Genomic DNA, 17,133 nt, shown 5'->3' with positions numbered 1-17,133 from the left:
ATGCCCTTGCCGCATTCCCCGTCTGCCCGCGGCGGACACAGAACATGAGTGGAGCCGGTATCGACCGGCTACAGGAACATCAGGTCTTGGTTATCAGGATGTCATGCCAGGACCTATTACCAGGAAATAGGGAAATGACCCAGTCACTGTTTGAACTCGAGCAAAAAACCGATTTCATCCGCCGTCACATCGGCCCGGGTGAGGAAGAACTACGGGCCCTGCTCGCCACCGTGGGGGCCGAGAGCCTGGACGATCTGATTGAGCAGACGGTCCCCGCCGCCATCCGTCGTCCGGGGCCGCTTGGTATCGGCGCCCCCATGACCGAAGTGGAGGCCCTGGCCAAGCTCAAGGGCTATGCGGCCAAGAACCAGATCGCCAAGAGCTACATCGGCATGGGCTACCACGACACCCACGTGCCCCACGTCATCCTGCGCAACGTGCTGGAAAACCCGGGCTGGTACACCGCCTACACCCCCTATCAGCCCGAGCTGGCCCAGGGCCGTCTCGAAGCCCTGCTCAACTTCCAGCAGCTCACCCTGGATCTCACCGGCATGGATCTGGCGAGCGCCTCCCTGCTCGATGAAGCCACCGCCGCCGCCGAAGCCATGGCGCTGGCCAAGCGCATGGCCAAATCCAAATCCAACCTCTTCTTCGTGGCCGACGACGTTCACCCCCAGGTGATCGACGTGGTCAAGGAGCGCGCGGTCCACTTCGGTTTCGATGTGGTGGTCGGCCCTGCGGGCGAGGCCGTGAGCGAAGAGGTATTCGGTGCCATGTTCCAGTACCCGGGCACCACCGGCAATGTGACCGATCTGCGTTCCCTCATTGCCGCCGTCCAGGCCCAGAAGGGGCTGGCCTGCGTCGGGACCGACATGCTCTCCCTGCTGCTGCTCAAATCCCCAGGTGAACTGGGTGCCGACGTGGTGTTCGGCAGTGCCCAGCGCTTCGGTGTGCCCATGGGTTACGGTGGCCCCCACGCCGCCTTCTTCGCCACCCGCGATGCCTACAAGCGCTCCATGCCGGGTCGCATCATCGGCGTCTCCAAGGATGCCCGTGGCAAGAGCGCCCTGCGCATGGCCATGCAGACCCGCGAGCAGCACATCCGCCGCGAGAAGGCCAACTCCAACATCTGTACTGCCCAGGTGCTGCTGGCCAACATGGCGAGCTTCTACGCCGTTTACCACGGCCCGGTGGGGCTGAAAACCATCGCCTCCCGCGTGCACCGTCTGACCACCATCCTGGCGCTCGGCCTTACCGCCAAGGGCGTGGCCCTCAAGCACGGAAGCTGGTTCGATACCCTCACAGTACTGACGTCGGACAAGGCTGCACTCATTGCCAAGGCCGAGGGGCTCGGCATCAACCTGCGTGCGGATCTCGATGGTGCGGTCGGTGTGTCCCTCTCTGAAACCACCACCCGAGGGGATGTGGCCGAGCTGTTCGACCTGTTCCTTGGGGCGGGTCACGGCCTCGATGTGGAGGCCCTCGACCGGGCCGCCCAGACGCATCAGGCGATCCCGCAGGATCTGCTGCGCACCGACGCCGTGCTGACCCACGAGGTATTCAACAAGTACCACTCCGAGACCGAGATGCTGCGCTACATCCACCGTCTCGAAGCGAAAGATCTGGCCCTGAACTACGCCATGATCTCCTTGGGCTCCTGCACCATGAAACTCAATGCCACTGCCGAGATGATCCCGGTGACCTGGCCTGAATTCGGCAAGCTGCACCCCTTCGCGCCGCTCAAGCAGACCCAGGGTTACCAGCTGCTGCTGGCAGATCTGGAAGACTGGCTGGTGAAGGTGACCGGCTACGATGCGGTCTGCATGCAGCCCAACTCCGGCGCTCAGGGCGAATACGCGGGCCTGCTCGCCATCAAGAAGTACCACGAGTCTCGCGGCGAGGGGCATCGCGATGTGTGCCTCATCCCGGCCTCTGCCCACGGCACCAACCCGGCTTCCGCCCAGATGGCGGGCCTCAAGGTCATCGTCACCGCCTGTGACAAGGCAGGCAACGTGGATCTGGACGACCTGCGGGCCAAGGCCGCCGAGGTCGGAGACCAGCTCTCCTGCCTGATGGTGACCTACCCCTCCACCCACGGGGTGTACGAGGAGACCATCAAGGAGGTGTGCGACATCGTTCACCAGTATGGTGGTCAGGTGTACCTCGACGGCGCCAACATGAACGCGCAGGTCGGGCTGACGGCACCAGGCTTTATCGGCGCGGACGTGTCTCACCTCAACCTGCACAAGACCTTCGCCATTCCCCATGGCGGTGGTGGTCCGGGCATGGGCCCCATCGGCGTGAAGAAACACCTGGCACCGTTTGTGGCCGGTCACGCCGTGGTCAAGACCGACAAGGAGAGCCGTGACAACGGCGCCGTGTCTGCCGCCCCGTTCGGCTCGGCCAGCATCCTGCCCATCAGTTGGATGTACATCGCCATGCTGGGTGACGAGGGGCTCAAGAAATCCACCCAGGTCGCCATCCTCAACGCCAACTACCTGGCCAAGAAGCTCGGCGAGTCCTTCCCCGTGCTCTATACAGGTCGCAACGGTCGGGTGGCCCACGAGTGCATTCTGGACATCCGCCCGCTCAAAGAAGCCAGTGGCATCAGCGAGATGGACGTGGCCAAGCGCCTGATGGACTACGGCTTCCACGCGCCGACCATGAGCTTCCCGGTAGCGGGCACCCTGATGGTCGAGCCGACCGAATCCGAATCCAAGCGCGAGCTGGATCGCTTCGTGGAAGCCATGACCGCCATCCGTGCCGAGATTGCCCGGGTGCAGGACGGCCACTGGAGCCTTGCCGACAACCCCCTGGTCCATGCGCCGCACACCCAGGACGACGTGATGGATGCAGATTGGAACCGTGGCTACAGCCGCGCCGAGGCGGTCTTCCCGTCCGACGCCGTGCGCGCCAGCAAGCTGTGGCCGTCGGTCAACCGCATCGACGACGTCTATGGCGATCGCAACCTGTTCTGCTCCTGCGTGCCCACCGAGGATTACGCCAAGTAATCGCGGCGCTGTAGGACTGACAGCCAATATGCACAAGGCCACCCCCAGGGGTGGCCTTGTTGTGTGCGGCGTCCGTGCGAACGGTCTACTCGCCCCGGCGCGCCGCCTCGATGGTGGCAATATCAATCTTGCCCATCTGCAGCATGGCCTCGAAGGCGCGCCTCGCTGCCTCGGGGTCGGGATCGCTTATCGCCTCGGTGAGGACCTGAGGAGTGATCTGCCAGGAGATGCCCCACTTGTCCTGACACCAGCCGCACTCGCTCGCCTGACCGCCATGGTCGATGATGGCGTGCCAGTAACGATCCGTCTCGGCCTGGTCCTGGGTGGCCACCTGAAACGAGAACGCCCAGTTGTGGCGGACCCCGGGCCCGCCGTTGAGGCCGAGGCAGGGGATCCCCATCACCCTGAACTCGACCGTCAGCACGTCCCCTTTCTTGCCGGCGGGATAGTCGGCCGGGGCCCGGTGTACGGCACCGACGGCGGAGTCGGGGAAGAGGCTGGCGTAAAATCGTGCCGCCTCCTCGGCATCCCCGTCATACCAGAGGCAAATCCTGTTCTTGACTGGTCTCATTGTGTCGCAGCTCCATCCTGGTGTTTGTCCTTCGACGCCCGTGAGCGGGCGCCCCGATGGGTATCCTGCCGCCCGCAGCGCCTGCTGTTTTGCTGGGTGGCAAGCCAGCCTGTACGCCGTTTGCCACCCGCTTGGGGCTTGCATGATGGGGTCAAGTGTAGTGGCATGGGGATCCTGGTCACCAGGCCGGGAGCCGGCATGAAGGCCGCAGCAAGAGAGGAGTCTGCCATGGACAGTACCCAGCGATTCTCGACCCGGGTCGAGGCCTATGTGAAATATCGGCCCGGTTATCCCGCCGCCATGCTGGATTTTCTGGCAAGGGAGCTGGCCATGGGGCCAGAGGCCCAGGTGGCGGACATCGGCGCGGGCACCGGCATCCTGACCGCCCTGCTGGCCCCCCGGGTCGCGCGGGTCTGGGCGGTGGAGCCCAATGACGATATGCGGGCTGCCGCCAAACGGCTGCTCGCTCAGGTGGGGAACATCGGCTGGCTGCACGGCAGTGCGGAAGCCACGGGCCTGCCCACGGGGGCGATGGATCTGGTGACGGTCGCCCAGGCGTTTCACTGGTTCGATCGCGCGGCTTTTCGGCAGGAGTGCCAGCGGCTGCTCAAGCCCGGTGGCCAGGTCGCCCTCATCTGGAATGACAGGCTGACGAACACCCCGTTTCTCAAGGCCTATGAAGAGGGGCTGCACGCCTACTCGGGGGATTACGAGGAGGTCAATCATCGCAACCTCGGTGAGGCGGATTTTCGCGCCTTCTTCACCGGGGAGTACCGGCTCGATCGCTTCGAGAATAGCCAGCTGTTCGATCTTGACGGGGTGCTTGGACGGCTCAACTCCTCCTCCTATGCGCCTGTGGCGGGCACGCCGGCCCACGATCAGATGACGGCGCTCGTTCGCCGCGAGTTTGCTCGCCATGCCGTTGACGGCAAGATAGCCTTCAACTATTGCACCCTGGTCTACAGTGGCCGGGTGTAGCCCCGTTCAGCGCTGACATCCGCAGTGAAAAGGCCCCCGCCAGTGATGGCGAGGGCCTTGTTTCATTTTGGCGGTCTGTATCCGGGCGATGCGAAAGAGACCGTCGCGCGGTGAAGGGGCGGTATCAGCCCTGATCGATGCCGAGAATGGCCATGGCCATGGCCATGGCCATGGCCAGGGTATCGACCGATTCCTGATGCTTGCCCGCGTTGTGCAGGGTCTCTCCGTCCGCCCTCAACTGCTTCACCTCGGCCAGTTGCTCGGCACTGAGGGCGGGGCCTGCGGCCAAGGCGTCGTCTATCTTCTTCATGTCTATGGGGCAGTGGAAGGCGAGGGCACTGCCGCAAAAGAGCAGGGCTGCCAACAACAGCATGAGTCTCATCTTTCGGATCTCCATGTGGGGTTCCCGTCAAGCATAGCCCCGCAGGGGGAGGGCATTCGGGTTGAAGGGGGCGGGAGGCAGGGGCTACCATGACCCTTTTGTTGCGAGGAGGCTCCATGGCACTGACAAGGTTGCTGTCCCCCCTGACCAGTCTGGTGATCTTCATTCTGGGTCACGGTCTGTTCAATACCCTGCTGACGGTGCGTCTCTCCGCCGAGCAGGTGTCCGCCCAGGCCATCGGTCTGGTGTCGGCTGCCTATTTCGGCGGCCTGGTGCTGGGGACCTTCATCAATGCCCGCCTCATCATCCGGGTGGGGCATATCCGGGCCTATGCGGCTTATGCCTCCCTGCTCTGTTTTCTGTTTCTGCTGCACGGCATGGTGGTGGAGCCTGTCACCTGGGCGGCGCTGCGGCTGATCGGGGGGTTTGCCACCGGCGGCCTGTTCGTGGTGCTGGAGTCCTGGATGCTGGTCTCAAGCACCCCGGCGAACCGGGGGCGGTTGATGTCCCTCTACATGATCCTGCTGTACGGTTCACTTGCCCTGGGCCAGCTGCTGCTCAAGCAGGTGGACCCCATGGTGCTGACGCCGTTCGCCCTGTGCGCCATGGCGGCGACTCTCTCCGTGGTGCCTCTGGCGCTCTCCCGAGTGGCGACGCCGGCCATGGTGGCACCCCAGCCGGTGGGAGTGCTGGAGCTGGTGCGCCTCACTCCGGCGGGAATGGGTAGCAGCTTTACCTCCGGCCTCATCCTCGGGGCCATCTATGGGCTGTTGCCGCTCTATTTCACCGACAGCGGTGCCTCCCTCTCCCAGGTGGCGGACATGATGGCGCTGGTGATCCTGGGGGGGATGTGTCTGCAGTATCCCATCGGACGTGCATCTGATCGTTACGACAGACGGTTGGTGATCCTGCTGCTCTGCACCCTGCTGACCCTGATCGCGTTGTTGATGGTGCTGCTGCCGGGGCCCTGGCGCGAGCCAATCGAGCGGACTCTTGTCTTCCTGCTGGGGGGCATGGCGTTCTCCATCTATCCCTTGAGCCTCAGCCATGCCTGCGATGAACTGCGCCCGGATCAGGTGCTGGGGGCAAACCAGGGGCTGCTGCTTGCCTACAGCCTGGGGGCCATGACGGGTCCGCTGCTGGCCCCCTTTACCATGGCGACGTTCGGACCACAGGGGCTGTTCGTCTACTTTGCCCTGTGCGGTCTGCTGCTGTCGGCCTATCTCGGCTGGCGCAGGCGTAAGCGAGCCCCCATTCCGCTGACGGAGCATCAGGTCTTCATGCCGGTGCCCCCCAACACCCCCATGACGGCGGAGCTGGAGCCAAGAACGGATCTGGAAGGGGAGGCAGTGCCGGCGAGCTATGCCGCGCCTGATGCAGAAGAGAGAGCGGTGAGTGAAGAGGGGCAGGAGAGGGACGCGCCGCAGGGGCGCTGAAGGCTGGCGATACAACGACAGGGATAAAAAAACCGACTCCAGGGAGTCGGTTTTTTGTTGGGCGACGGTTATCAGGCGGTCACGGCATCGGCCTGGGTAGCTTGTGCTTCCGGCGCCGGGTTGCGAATGAGGTAATCAAACGCACCCAGGGCGGCGGTGGCACCTGCCCCCATGGAGATGATGATCTGCTTGAACGGTACCGTGGTGGCATCCCCTGCGGCATAGACGCCGGGCAGGGAGGTGGCACCCTTGGTGTCGATCTCGATTTCGCCAAAACGGGTCAGGGCCACTTCGCTCCCCTTGAGGAACTCGGTGTTCGGCACCAGGCCTATCTGGACAAAGATGCCGGCCACCGCCAGATGCTTGATCTCGCCGGTAGTGCGATCTTCGTAGTCCATGCCCACCACCTTGCTGCCGTCGCCGATCACTTCGGTGGTGCGGGCGCTCATGATGATGTCGATATTGCCCATGGAACGGGCCTTCTTCTGCAGCACGTCGTCGGCACGCAGGGTATCGGCAAACTCCACCACGGTGACGTGCTCGACGATGCCGGCCAGATCGATGGCCGCCTCGATGCCGGAGTTGCCGCCACCGATCACCGCCACGCGCTTGCCCTTGAAGAAGGGGCCGTCACAGTGGGGGCAGTAGGCCACACCCTTGGTACGGTACTCGAGTTCACCCGGCACGTTCAGGTCACGCCAGCGGGCACCGGTCGCCAGGATCACGGCGCGGCTCTTCAAGGTGGCGCCAGAGGCGAGATCCACGTTGACGTAACCATCCTTGCTGATGGCGGCGGCGCGCTGCTCGGTGATCACTTCCACGCCGTACTGCTTGACGTGCTGCTCCAGGCTGGCCGCCAGCTTGGGGCCCTCGGTGTAGGGCACGGAGATGAAGTTCTCGATGCCGACGGTGTCCATCACCTGGCCACCGAAACGTTCGGCGACAATGGCGGTGCGAATGCCTTTGCGGGCGGCATAGATGGCCGCGGCGGCGCCGGCCGGGCCACCGCCCACCACCAGCACGTCATAAGGCGCTTTTTCGCTCAGCTCTTGCGCCTTGCGCTCGGCAGCGCCGGTGTCGAGTTTGGCGACGATCTCTTCCAGCGAGATGCGGCCCTGGCTGAACGGCTGACCGTTCAGGTAGACGTTCGGGACCGCCATGATTTGACGCTCGTTCACCTCATCCTGGAACAGGGCACCGTCGATCATGGTGTGGGTGATGCCGGGGTTCAGGGTGGACATCAGGTTCAGGGCCTGTACCACGTCCGGACAGTTGTGGCAGGAGAGGGAAATATAGGTCTCGAAGTGGAACTCGCCCTTGAGGTTCTTCACCTGCTCCAGCACGGCCGGATCGGCCTTGGAGGGGTGACCGCCGCTTTGCAGCAGGGCGAGCACCAGGGAGGTGAATTCATGACCCATGGGTATGCCGGCAAAGTGCACGCGCGGGGCCTGGCCCTGGGGCGCGATGCTCATGGAAGGCTTGCGGGCATTGGTGCCATCGGTCAGGGAAATTTTGGGGGACATCTCGGCGATCTCGCTGGCCAATGCCAGGAGTTCGGCGGATTTGTCGCTGTCATTGCCGGACACGCTGATCTCGATGGGATTGACGATGTACTGCAAGTAACCGTTGAGTTGTTGTTTGAGGTTGGTATCTAACATGGTCGAATTCCTTCTTGCTGAATGCGGGTCGGCACGATGACCGGATACAGAAAACAGAGGTCCACACAGCAGACCGGCGCATTTTCTGAGGGCCGTAAACAAGACCGGCCCTTGAACGGGCCGGTCTTCAGAGCGGGGAGGCTTAGATTTTGCCTACCAGATCCAGGGACGGGGCCAGGGTGGCGTCGCCTTCTTTCCACTTGGCCGGGCACACTTCACCCGGGTGGGAAGCAACGTACTGGGCAGCCTTGACCTTGCGCAGCAGTTCCAGTGCGTCACGGCCGATGCCGCCAGCGTTGATTTCAACGATCTGGATGACGCCTTGCGGGTCGATGACGAAGGTACCGCGGTCAGCCAGGCCAGCTTCTTCGATCATCACGCCGAAGTTGCGAGTGATGGTGCCGGTGGGGTCGCCGATCATCGGGTACTGGATCTTCTGGATGGTGTCAGAAGTGTCGTGCCAGGCCTTGTGGGTGAAGTGGGTGTCGGTGGAGACGGCGTAGATCTCGACGCCCAGCTTCTGGAATTCGGCGTAGTTGTCGGCCAGGTCGCCCAGCTCGGTCGGGCAGACGAAGGTGAAATCAGCCGGGTAGAAGAACACCACGGACCACTTGCCTTTCAGGTCAGCGTCAGACACCTGAACGAATTTGCCATTGTGGTAGGCGGTGGCGTTGAACGGCTTGATTTCAGTGTTGATGTAGGTAGACATGTATTTGCTCCTTGGTGATGTACATATGCCTGTCTGGTGTTGAAGAGTCGTGCCAGACGAGGCGCTTAACTTTCGATGGAGTCATCATAGTGACTTTTTCTAATCGGTCAAAGCCACAATTTTGAATCACATAAATCTATTTATTAGATAGACCATCACAACTGTACCTAACATGAATATCTCAGGCCTTCGGAGATAACTCATTGTCGAAGTTCAATTTCTGTCCTGCATGTCACATTTTCAAGGGCTGGGCCGGATTTGTTTTCATTGCGTGAGCAGAGAAGGGGGCAGACGAGGCGGCGCAGTAGAAAAAAGAGGGATAAAAAAATCCCGGCGCAGTCGCACAGACAGGGCCGGGTCATCAAACAAGGAATGGCGATAAATATGCTTTACAGCAAAGACTAACTACGGGGTGTGCAAACTTGCAGACATATGAAGAGAAGATGGCGGGTGCACAATCCTCATCTCCTCTTCGGCAACCATTGCATGGTGGGCATCATAGTGTGATGAATGTCACAACGCAAGTTTTGTGGTGTAATTTTACAGTCAAATTGAAAGTGTTTCACTTAAATAGCCGTTAAATTAGGCTGAAAACGCTTTTATTGTAATTTTATTACAGAATTTTAAGATCAAAAGTCGGTTGGGGGCTCCTGCTCCTCCATCAGCTCCAGCAGATTGATGGCCACGGCGATGAAGTCCGACTCGGTGACGATGCCAACCAGCTTGCGCCCCTTGAGTACCGGCAGACAGCCATATTTGTGGCGCTGCAGATACAGGGCCGCCTCCTTGATGCCGGCGTGGGGATCCACGCTCGCCACCTGACGGGTCATGATCTCGTCGAGCTGGACGCTGTCGGTGAACTCCGCCTCCCGCTCGGGGTTGATCAGCAGCAGCTTGGATTCACGGGTGGCCAGGATGTCCGAGAGGGTGACCAGACCGAGCAGATGCTGGTGTTCATCGACGATGGGAACGTGACGGATCCGCTCCTGCTGCATCAGCTCCATCGCCTGCTTGACGCTGTTTTCCGGACCCAGGGTAAAGGGGTGTTCAGTCATGATCTCGGAGAGGGTCATCATGGTGGGCCTCCTTGTGTGTCTGCTTCCACCCTAGCCTAGCCCCCGTCGCCAGAACATGATCGGGGTCAATACAAAACCTTAAAGGTTTTTTAACGGGCCCAACCTCACAAAATGGCCCGCTATCCCTTGTCTTCCTTGGGTTTTTAGTCTTTTGGGTTGCCTTGGAAGAGGGGGATAACTAGACTAGCCGCCGATTCCCCCGAGGTGAAAGATGCAAGTATCCGATTTTCATTTTGATCTGCCAGACGAGCTGATTGCCCGCTACCCCATGGCGGAGCGTACCGCCAGCCGCCTGCTGCAGCTCGATGGTCAAACCGGCGCCCTGCGCCACGGTCATTTTGTCGATGTGCTTGACCAGCTCAACCCCGGCGATCTGCTGGTGTTCAACAATACCCGGGTTATTCCGGCCCGCATGTTTGGCCAGAAGGCCAGCGGCGGCAAGCTGGAGGTGCTGGTGGAGCGCATTCTGGACGAGCACAGCGTGCTGGCGCACGTCCGCTCGTCCAAGTCCCCCAAGCCAGGTACCCGTCTCCTTCTGGATGGCGGTGCCGACGGCGTGCCCGTCGAGGCCGAGATGCGTGCCCGCCACGACGCTCTGTTCGAGATCCACTTCCTCGACCCGCGCCCTGTGCTGACCATTCTGGATGCCATCGGCCACATGCCGTTGCCTCCCTATATCGACCGTCCCGACGAGGATGCCGACAAGGAGCGCTACCAGACCGTCTACAACCAGAAGCCGGGTGCCGTGGCGGCGCCGACCGCCGGTCTGCACTTCGACGAGCCGCTGCTCGAGCAGATCCGTGCCAAGGGCGTGGAGATGGCCTTCGTGACCCTGCACGTGGGGGCAGGCACCTTCCAGCCGGTGCGCGTCGACAAGATTGAAGATCACCACATGCACTCGGAATACGCCGAAGTGCCTCAGGAAGTGGTAGATGCCATCGCGGCGACCCGCGCCCGCGGCGGTCGGGTGGTTGCGGTGGGCACCACGTCGGTACGATCCCTCGAGAGCGCAGCCAAGGCGACCCTGGCCCAGGGCAAGCCGCTGGCGCCCTTCTTCAATGACACCGACATCTTCATCTTCCCCGGTTACGAGTTCCAGGTGGTCGATGCCATGATCACCAACTTCCACCTGCCCGAATCCACCCTGATCATGCTGGTCAGCGCCTTTGCCGGCTATGACAACGTGATGGCCGCCTATCAGGCCGCCGTGGCGGGACAGTACCGTTTCTTCAGCTACGGGGACGCCATGTTCGTCACCCGTCGCCGGGTGCAGGGTTAAGCCTTGCCCTTCAGAAGTCGTTCAGGCTCTGCTTGTCAGTATGCCGGCCGGCTTCATATTACCGGGCCCCTCGGGCCCTTTGTTGTCAGACTGTTTCTCTGACTGAATAGAGGTAGCAATGAAATTTGAATTGAAAACCACCGATGGGCGTGCCCGTCGCGGTCAACTGGTGTTCGAGCGTGGCGTGGTCCAGACCCCGGCCTTCATGCCGGTCGGCACCTACGGCACCGTCAAGGGGATGACCCCGGAAGAGGTGCGTGAGACCGGTGCCCAGATCCTGCTTGGCAACACCTTCCACCTCTGGCTGCGCCCGGGTCAGGAAGTGATGCGCGCCCACGGCGATCTGCACGACTTCATGAACTGGCAGGGGCCGATCCTGACCGACTCCGGTGGTTTCCAGGTATTCAGTCTGGGGCACATCCGCAAGATCACCGAGGAGGGGGTGCACTTCCGTCATCCCATCAACGGCGAGAAGATTTTCCTCGATCCCGAGAAGTCCATGGAGATCCAGTACGATCTGGGTTCCGACATCGTGATGATCTTCGACGAGTGCACCCCGTACCCGGCCACCTACGAGGAAGCGCGCAAGTCCATGGAGATGTCCCTGCGCTGGGCCAAGCGCTCCCGTGACAAGTTCGATGCGCTGGGCAACAAGAACGCCCTGTTCGGCATCATCCAGGGTTCTGTCTACGAACCGCTGCGGGATGTGTCGCTGGACGGTCTCCTTGAGATCGGCTTCGACGGTTACGCGGTCGGCGGTCTCGCCGTGGGTGAGCCCAAAGAGGACATGCATCGCATCCTTGACCATGTCTGCCCGAAAATTCCGGCCGACAAGCCGCGCTACCTGATGGGGGTGGGCAAGCCGGAGGATCTGGTGGAAGGGGTGCGCCGCGGTATCGACATGTTCGACTGCGTGATGCCGACCCGCAACGCCCGCAACGGTCATCTCTTTACCACCGATGGGGTGGTCAAGATCCGCAACGCCAAGTACCGGGAAGACACCAGCACCCTGGATGCGGACTGCGATTGCTACACCTGCAAGAACTACACCCGCAGCTATCTGTACCATCTGGACAAGTGCAACGAGATCCTCGGTGCCCGTCTGAATACCATCCACAACCTGCGTTATTACCAGCGCGTGATGCAGGGTTTGCGGGACGCGATCGAGCAGGGTAAATTAGACGACTTTGTAACTGAGTTTTACCGTCGGCAAGGGAAGCCTGTGCCTCCACTGGCTGAAAATGACGTGAAATAACAACGACATATAAGTTAGTATTCAAATCTACATCAATAAGAGGTTGTTAAATGAGCATTATCTCCAAGGCGTATGCAGAAGGCGCGGCTCCGGCAGCACAGGGTGGTGGCATGGAAATGATCATCATGCTGGCCGTGTTCGGTCTCATCTTCTACTTCATGATCTACCGTCCCCAGGCCAAGCGTGCCAAGGAGCATCGCAATCTGATGAGCTCCCTCTCCAAGGGCGACGAAGTGCTCACTTCCGGTGGCCTGGTCGGCAAGATCGCCAAGGTTTCCGCCGACAGCGACTACATTGTGCTGGCCCTGAACGATCAGACCCAGGTCACCATCAAGCGTGACTTCGTCTCTGCCGTTCTGCCCAAGGGTTCTATCCAGTCCCTCTAATCTCCCGAGGAGCACAGCGTGTTAAATCGCTATCCGCTGTGGAAATACCTGATGGTGATCGTCGTGATCGCCATCGGTTTTCTATATGCAGCCCCCAATCTTTACGGCGAAGACCCGGCCTTGCAGGTCTCTGCCAGCCGTGGTGCCGAAGTCAAACTAGAAACCCTCGATCAGGTGAAGGAAACCCTCGACGAGGCGAAGATCCCGGTCAAGCATGCGGCGTTCGAGCACGGCTTCATCCTGATCCGTTTCAACAACACCGAAGACCAGCTCAAGGCGCGCGACATCGTGGCCAACAAGCTGGGCGACAATTTCATCACCGCCCTCAACCTGGCACCGTCCACCCCCGCCTGGCTCGAGGCCATCGGCGCGGCGCCCCTGAAGCTCGGTCTTGACCTGCGGGGCGGTGTGCACTTCCTGATGGAAGTGGACATGGCCGAAGCGCTGGCCAAGCAGCAGGAACAGATGGTGCAGGATTTCCGCGCCGAGCTGCGCACCCAGAAGATCCGCTACTCCGGTGTACGCCGGGTCGGGGAGCAGGTGCAGGTGGTCTTCCGTGACGAGGCCGATCAGGCCAAGGCACTCTCCTTCCTGCGTCGCCAGAATGCGGATCTTGTCTTCACCACCGACCAGAAAGGGGATGACTTCATCCTGCTGGCCAGTCTGAGCGAAGCCAAGGTCAAAGAGGTGAAGAAGTATGCCCTCGAGCAGAACATCACCATCATCCGCAACCGGGTGAACGAACTGGGTGTGGCCGAGCCGCTGGTCCAGCAGCAGGGCGGTGAGCGTATCATCGTCGAGCTGCCGGGGATCCAGGACACCGCCCGTGCCAAGGAGATCCTGGGTGCCACCGCGACCCTGGAGTTCCACATGGTCGATGAGGCTGCCGATATCCAGGCCGCTGCCGCAGGCCGCGTGCCGCCGAGCTCCAAGGTCTACAACGATCGCAACGGTCGTCCCGTGGTACTGCAAAAGCGCGTGATCCTGACCGGTGACCACATCGTGGGTGCCCAGTCCGGTTTCGATGAATACAGCCGTCCCCAGGTCAACATCAAGCTCGATGGTCAGGGTGGCAACAAGATGGCCAACTTTACCAAGGACAACGTTGGCAAGGGCATGGCGACCGTCTTCATCGAGTACAAGCCGGTGGGTCAGCCTGGTCCGGACGGCAAGCGCAAGTTCCGCAAGCAGGAGGAGGTGATCAACGTCGCCACCATCCAGTCTCGCCTGGGTAGCCAGTTCCGCATCACCGGGATCGACAACGCCAACGAAGCCCACAACCTGGCGCTGCTGCTGCGTGCCGGTGCCCTGATTGCCCCCATCCAGATCGTCGAAGAGCGCACCATAGGCCCGAGCCTGGGTCAGCAGAACATCGACAGCGGGATGGAAGCCATCGGCTGGGCCATGCTGGTGATCGTGCTCTTCATGGGGATCTACTACCGTGCCTTCGGCTGGGTGGCCAATCTGGCGCTGACCATGAACCTGGTGCTCATCGTCGGTATCATGTCGATGATCCCGGGGGCCACCATGACCCTGCCGGGCATCGCCGGTATCGTGTTGACGCTGGGGATGGCGGTGGATGCGAACGTACTGATCTACGAGCGTATTCGTGAAGAGATCCGCAATGGTCGCGGGGTGCAGCAAGCCATTCACCTGGGCTTTGATCGCGCCTTCTCCACCATCGCCGACTCCAACGTCACCTCGCTCATCACCTGCGTGATCCTGTTCGGTATCGGTACCGGTGCCATCAAGGGCTTCGCCCTGACCCTCGGGATCGGCCTGACGGCGTCCATGTTCACTGCCATCACGGTATCCCGCGCCATCATCAACCTGGCCTGGGGTGGACGGCGCATCGACAAGCTGCCGATCTAAGGAAGAGACATGTTTCAAATTCTACATTTTGAAAAGCCCATCCCCTTCATGCGTTTCGCCAAGCTGGGTATGGTCCTCTCTGCTCTGGTGACGGTGCTCGCCCTCTACGTTCTGTACGATCGTGGCCTGAACTGGGGGCTGGACTTCACCGGCGGTACCACCATCGAGGTGGGGTTCCAGCAGTCGGTGAGCCTGGACAAGATGCACGAGGCGCTGGATCAGCAGAAGATTGACGGGGCGACCCTGCAGTTCTTCGGCTCCAGCCGTGATGTGCTGGTGCGCATGGCCCCCCAAGAGGGCGTCAAGGTCGAGCAGCAGGGCAACGAGGTCCTGGCGGCCGCCAAGCTGGTCGACGAGAGCGCCGTGCTCAAGCGTGTCGAGTTCGTCGGTCCCTCCGTGGGTGATGAGCTGGCCACCGACGGTGCCCTGGCCATGCTGGCCTCCATCCTCTGTATCCTGATCTACGTGGCGGTGCGCTTCGAGTGGCGTCTGGCCACGGGGGGCATCCTCTCCCTGGCTCACGACGTGATCATCACCCTCGGCATCTTTGCCTACTTCCAGTACGAGTTCGACCTGACCGTGCTGGCGGCGCTGATGACGCTGGTGGGGTACTCCCTGAACGACACCATCGTCGTGTTCGACCGGGTGCGGGAGAATTTCCGCAAGGTACGCCGTGGGGACACCGCGGAGATCATGGATCTCTCCATGACCGAGACCCTGAGCCGGACCATCATCACCTCGGGGTTGACCTTCGTGGTGGTGGTGGCGCTGCTGCTCAAGGGCGGACCTCTGATCCACGGTTTCTCCATCGCCATGGTGATCGGGGTGGCCTTCGGGACCTACTCCTCCATCTATGTGGCGAGCGCCTCAGCCATGTTCCTCGGGATCAAGCGGGAGCACATGCTGCCGACCCAGGTGGAAAAAGAGGGCGCGGATCAGCAAGAGATCCTGCCGTAACAGATAAGGGCGCCGCAAGGCGCCCTTTCTCTTGTGGCCGGGGTGAGTCATGATGCTTCCCACAACCCAGCATCCATTACCCAAAGCAAGGAGCAAGCCCATGCAACACAATCCCCGTTTTCTGGCCCTGGTAGAGGCCATCCGCCCGCAGGTGCAGGAAACCGATGTGCATCAGATCAAGCGCTGGCAGGATGAGGGCCGAGCATTTCATCTGATCGACGTGCGCGAAGAGAGCGAGTGGGCCAGGGGCCATCTGCCGGGGGCCACCTATCTCGGGCGCGGGGTGATAGAGCGTGACATCGAGACCCGGTATCCGGATCCCGACACCGAACTCTACCTCTATTGTGGTGGGGGATTTCGCTCCATCCTGGTGGCGGATAACCTGCAGAAGATGGGTTATTCCCGGGTCGTCAGCGTCGATGGAGGCTTTCGCGGCTGGAGCGATGCCGGATACCCTGTCGAATCCTGATTTATTTGAGGGAGAGGGGCTGCGCCACATGACAAACGGCCCCGTGATCTTTACCATATGCGGGGTCAAGCGTAAGCGTCGGAGTGTTCATTGAACGTCAGGATAGGGATTGGATACCTCACGGGTATCCTGTTGTTGCTCCCCTTGTGGGGTTGCAGCAGTAGCAGTCAGGTAAAAGCGCCTCAAGTTCCCAAGCCGCAACCCGCTTCACTGGTATTGGCGACCCCCTTGCAGGTCTCCTACCAGAGCGAGTTGGCGTTGGCGCGACTCGGGCAGATGCTCAGTGAAATGGAATTGACGACCGAACAGCGGGCAGAACTCTTCTATGAGCGTGCCGTGGTGTTTGACCGGGTGGGCTTGCGTTCCCTGGCGCGACTCGACTTCAACCGCGCCCTGCGGGAGAAGCCGGATTTTGCCGAGGCCTACAACTTCATCGGTGTCTATCTGGTTCAACAGCAGAACTACGACGAGGCCTATGAGGCGTTCGACTCCGCCCTGGAGCTCGCCCCGGATTACGACTACGCCTATCTCAACCGGGGAATCGCGCTCTATTACGGCAATCGCCCCGAGCTTGCCGCGGCGGATATGAAGCGCTTCTACGAGGCGCAACCAGAAGACCCTTATCGGGTGATCTGGCTCTATCTGGCCGAGCAGAAGCTCAACGGACCGGCGGCCATGAGCCGGATGCGCGAGCGGCTCAACAAGTATGACGACGACGCCTGGAACTGGGATCTGGTGCGCCTCTATACGGGCGACATCAATGCCACCCAGTTGATGAGCAACGTGGTGAAAGGGGTCAAGGACAACAGGGAGCTCGCCGAGCGCCTGTGCGAGACCTACTTCTACCTCGGCAAGTTCGAGCTGGCCAAGGGTAACCGCAAGGAAGCCATCAGCTACTTCAAGCTGGCGCTGGCCAACAACGTCTATGACTTCATCGAGCATCGCTATGCCTTGCTGGAGCTGGAACTGATGGCGCGCAAGCCCCAGCCACCCGGAGCCCAGGGCAAGAGCGGCAAAGCGTGACTAAACGGGTTTGATCCCCATGAAAAGGCCTCTTGACGAGGCCTTTTTGCTGTCTGGTGACACGGGGTGTA

The 17,133-nt window shown here is 61.2% G+C and carries 15 protein-coding genes; 10 read left to right on the top strand and 5 right to left on the bottom strand.

The genetic code is table 11. From position 1 onward, the window contains the following. Positions 1-134 precede the first annotated feature (134 nt). On the top strand, positions 135-3,011 hold the full coding sequence (gene gcvP / locus OKC41_RS00205) for an aminomethyl-transferring glycine dehydrogenase (protein WP_201893739.1): 2,877 nt from the start codon (positions 135-137) through the stop codon (positions 3,009-3,011). Between the two features lie 85 nt (positions 3,012-3,096). Here gcvP and OKC41_RS00200 read toward each other — a convergent pair whose 3' ends face one another. Then, a complete protein-coding gene (locus OKC41_RS00200) occupies positions 3,097-3,582 on the bottom strand; it encodes a VOC family protein (RefSeq protein ID WP_201893740.1) in 486 nt (161 codons plus the stop codon). Between the two features lie 228 nt (positions 3,583-3,810). Between OKC41_RS00200 and OKC41_RS00195 the strand changes: the two genes are divergently transcribed. Then, positions 3,811-4,560 carry a class I SAM-dependent methyltransferase gene (locus OKC41_RS00195; protein WP_010675078.1) on the top strand — a complete coding sequence of 250 codons (750 nt, stop codon included), beginning with the start codon at positions 3,811-3,813 and terminating at the stop codon, positions 4,558-4,560. Positions 4,561-4,684: 124 nt separating this feature from the next. Here OKC41_RS00195 and OKC41_RS00190 read toward each other — a convergent pair whose 3' ends face one another. After that, positions 4,685-4,942, bottom strand: a complete 258-nt coding sequence (locus tag OKC41_RS00190) for a hypothetical protein (RefSeq protein ID WP_201893741.1) — start codon at positions 4,940-4,942, stop codon at positions 4,685-4,687. Between the two features lie 116 nt (positions 4,943-5,058). Here OKC41_RS00190 and OKC41_RS00185 point away from each other — a divergent pair, with 116 nt between their 5' ends. Then, complete coding sequence (locus tag OKC41_RS00185) at positions 5,059-6,378, top strand: MFS transporter (RefSeq protein WP_201893742.1); 1,320 nt, start codon at positions 5,059-5,061, stop codon at positions 6,376-6,378. A gap of 71 nt (positions 6,379-6,449) precedes the next feature. Here OKC41_RS00185 and ahpF read toward each other — a convergent pair whose 3' ends face one another. The 3 genes from ahpF to OKC41_RS00170 form a co-directional block, all read right to left on the bottom strand. Continuing rightward, on the bottom strand, positions 6,450-8,036 hold the full coding sequence (gene ahpF / locus OKC41_RS00180) for an alkyl hydroperoxide reductase subunit F (RefSeq protein ID WP_039038739.1): 1,587 nt from the start codon (positions 8,034-8,036) through the stop codon (positions 6,450-6,452). Positions 8,037-8,178: 142 nt separating this feature from the next. Then, complete coding sequence (gene ahpC, locus OKC41_RS00175; protein WP_010675074.1) at positions 8,179-8,745, bottom strand: alkyl hydroperoxide reductase subunit C; 567 nt, start codon at positions 8,743-8,745, stop codon at positions 8,179-8,181. A 629-nt stretch (positions 8,746-9,374) separates the two neighbouring features. Beyond that, positions 9,375-9,821, bottom strand: coding sequence for a CBS domain-containing protein (locus tag OKC41_RS00170; RefSeq protein ID WP_010675073.1), 447 nt, complete (start codon positions 9,819-9,821; stop codon positions 9,375-9,377). A gap of 211 nt (positions 9,822-10,032) precedes the next feature. On the opposite strand from OKC41_RS00170, the gene queA reads away from it, so the two are divergent. From queA to nlpI, 7 genes are all read left to right on the top strand, one after another. Continuing rightward, entirely contained in the window at positions 10,033-11,100 is a 1,068-nt protein-coding gene (queA, locus tag OKC41_RS00165) for a tRNA preQ1(34) S-adenosylmethionine ribosyltransferase-isomerase QueA (RefSeq protein WP_010675072.1), read from the top strand. A 118-nt stretch (positions 11,101-11,218) separates the two neighbouring features. Next, positions 11,219-12,355 (top strand): tRNA guanosine(34) transglycosylase Tgt, encoded by a 1,137-nt coding sequence (gene tgt / locus OKC41_RS00160; protein ID WP_010675071.1) that lies wholly within the window; start codon positions 11,219-11,221, stop codon positions 12,353-12,355. Positions 12,356-12,405: 50 nt separating this feature from the next. Further along, positions 12,406-12,741, top strand: a complete 336-nt coding sequence (gene yajC, locus OKC41_RS00155; protein ID WP_010675070.1) for a preprotein translocase subunit YajC — start codon at positions 12,406-12,408, stop codon at positions 12,739-12,741. 18 nt (positions 12,742-12,759) lie between these two features. Next, entirely contained in the window at positions 12,760-14,613 is a 1,854-nt protein-coding gene (gene secD, locus OKC41_RS00150; RefSeq protein ID WP_048207866.1) for a protein translocase subunit SecD, read from the top strand. A 9-nt stretch (positions 14,614-14,622) separates the two neighbouring features. After that, the gene (secF, locus tag OKC41_RS00145; protein WP_039038736.1) at positions 14,623-15,570 is read left to right on the top strand and encodes a protein translocase subunit SecF; all 948 of its coding nucleotides are present in this window, start codon (positions 14,623-14,625) and stop codon (positions 15,568-15,570) included. Positions 15,571-15,670: 100 nt separating this feature from the next. Continuing rightward, positions 15,671-16,039 (top strand): rhodanese-like domain-containing protein, encoded by a 369-nt coding sequence (locus OKC41_RS00140; protein ID WP_039038735.1) that lies wholly within the window; start codon positions 15,671-15,673, stop codon positions 16,037-16,039. A gap of 90 nt (positions 16,040-16,129) precedes the next feature. Then, positions 16,130-17,062, top strand: a complete 933-nt coding sequence (gene nlpI, locus OKC41_RS00135) for a lipoprotein NlpI (protein WP_280520777.1) — start codon at positions 16,130-16,132, stop codon at positions 17,060-17,062. The last annotated feature ends 71 nt before the right edge of the window (positions 17,063-17,133 follow it).

The sequence above is a fragment of the Aeromonas sp. QDB17 genome (assembly GCF_027705305.1).
Classification (GTDB): domain Bacteria; phylum Pseudomonadota; class Gammaproteobacteria; order Enterobacterales; family Aeromonadaceae; genus Aeromonas; species Aeromonas caviae.
Note: the sequence above shows the minus strand (reverse complement) of the source record. Positions and strands in the feature narration are given on the sequence as shown.

Excerpts from the sequence above, each read along its gene's own strand:
- secF (WP_039038736.1), top strand. The coding sequence starts at position 14,623 with ATGTTTCAAATTCTACATTTTGAAAAGCCCATCCCCTTCATGCGTTTC.
- ahpF (WP_039038739.1), bottom strand. The coding sequence starts at position 8,036 with ATGTTAGATACCAACCTCAAACAACAACTCAACGGTTACTTGCAGTAC.
- queA (WP_010675072.1), top strand. The coding sequence starts at position 10,033 with ATGCAAGTATCCGATTTTCATTTTGATCTGCCAGACGAGCTGATTGCC.
- OKC41_RS00200 (WP_201893740.1), bottom strand. The coding sequence starts at position 3,582 with ATGAGACCAGTCAAGAACAGGATTTGCCTCTGGTATGACGGGGATGCC.
- OKC41_RS00185 (WP_201893742.1), top strand. The coding sequence starts at position 5,059 with ATGGCACTGACAAGGTTGCTGTCCCCCCTGACCAGTCTGGTGATCTTC.
- OKC41_RS00170 (WP_010675073.1), bottom strand. The coding sequence starts at position 9,821 with ATGATGACCCTCTCCGAGATCATGACTGAACACCCCTTTACCCTGGGT.
- tgt (WP_010675071.1), top strand. The coding sequence starts at position 11,219 with ATGAAATTTGAATTGAAAACCACCGATGGGCGTGCCCGTCGCGGTCAA.
- yajC (WP_010675070.1), top strand. The coding sequence starts at position 12,406 with ATGAGCATTATCTCCAAGGCGTATGCAGAAGGCGCGGCTCCGGCAGCA.
- ahpC (WP_010675074.1), bottom strand. The coding sequence starts at position 8,745 with ATGTCTACCTACATCAACACTGAAATCAAGCCGTTCAACGCCACCGCC.
- OKC41_RS00190 (WP_201893741.1), bottom strand. The coding sequence starts at position 4,942 with ATGAGACTCATGCTGTTGTTGGCAGCCCTGCTCTTTTGCGGCAGTGCC.
- gcvP (WP_201893739.1), top strand. The coding sequence starts at position 135 with ATGACCCAGTCACTGTTTGAACTCGAGCAAAAAACCGATTTCATCCGC.
- OKC41_RS00140 (WP_039038735.1), top strand. The coding sequence starts at position 15,671 with ATGCAACACAATCCCCGTTTTCTGGCCCTGGTAGAGGCCATCCGCCCG.
- OKC41_RS00195 (WP_010675078.1), top strand. The coding sequence starts at position 3,811 with ATGGACAGTACCCAGCGATTCTCGACCCGGGTCGAGGCCTATGTGAAA.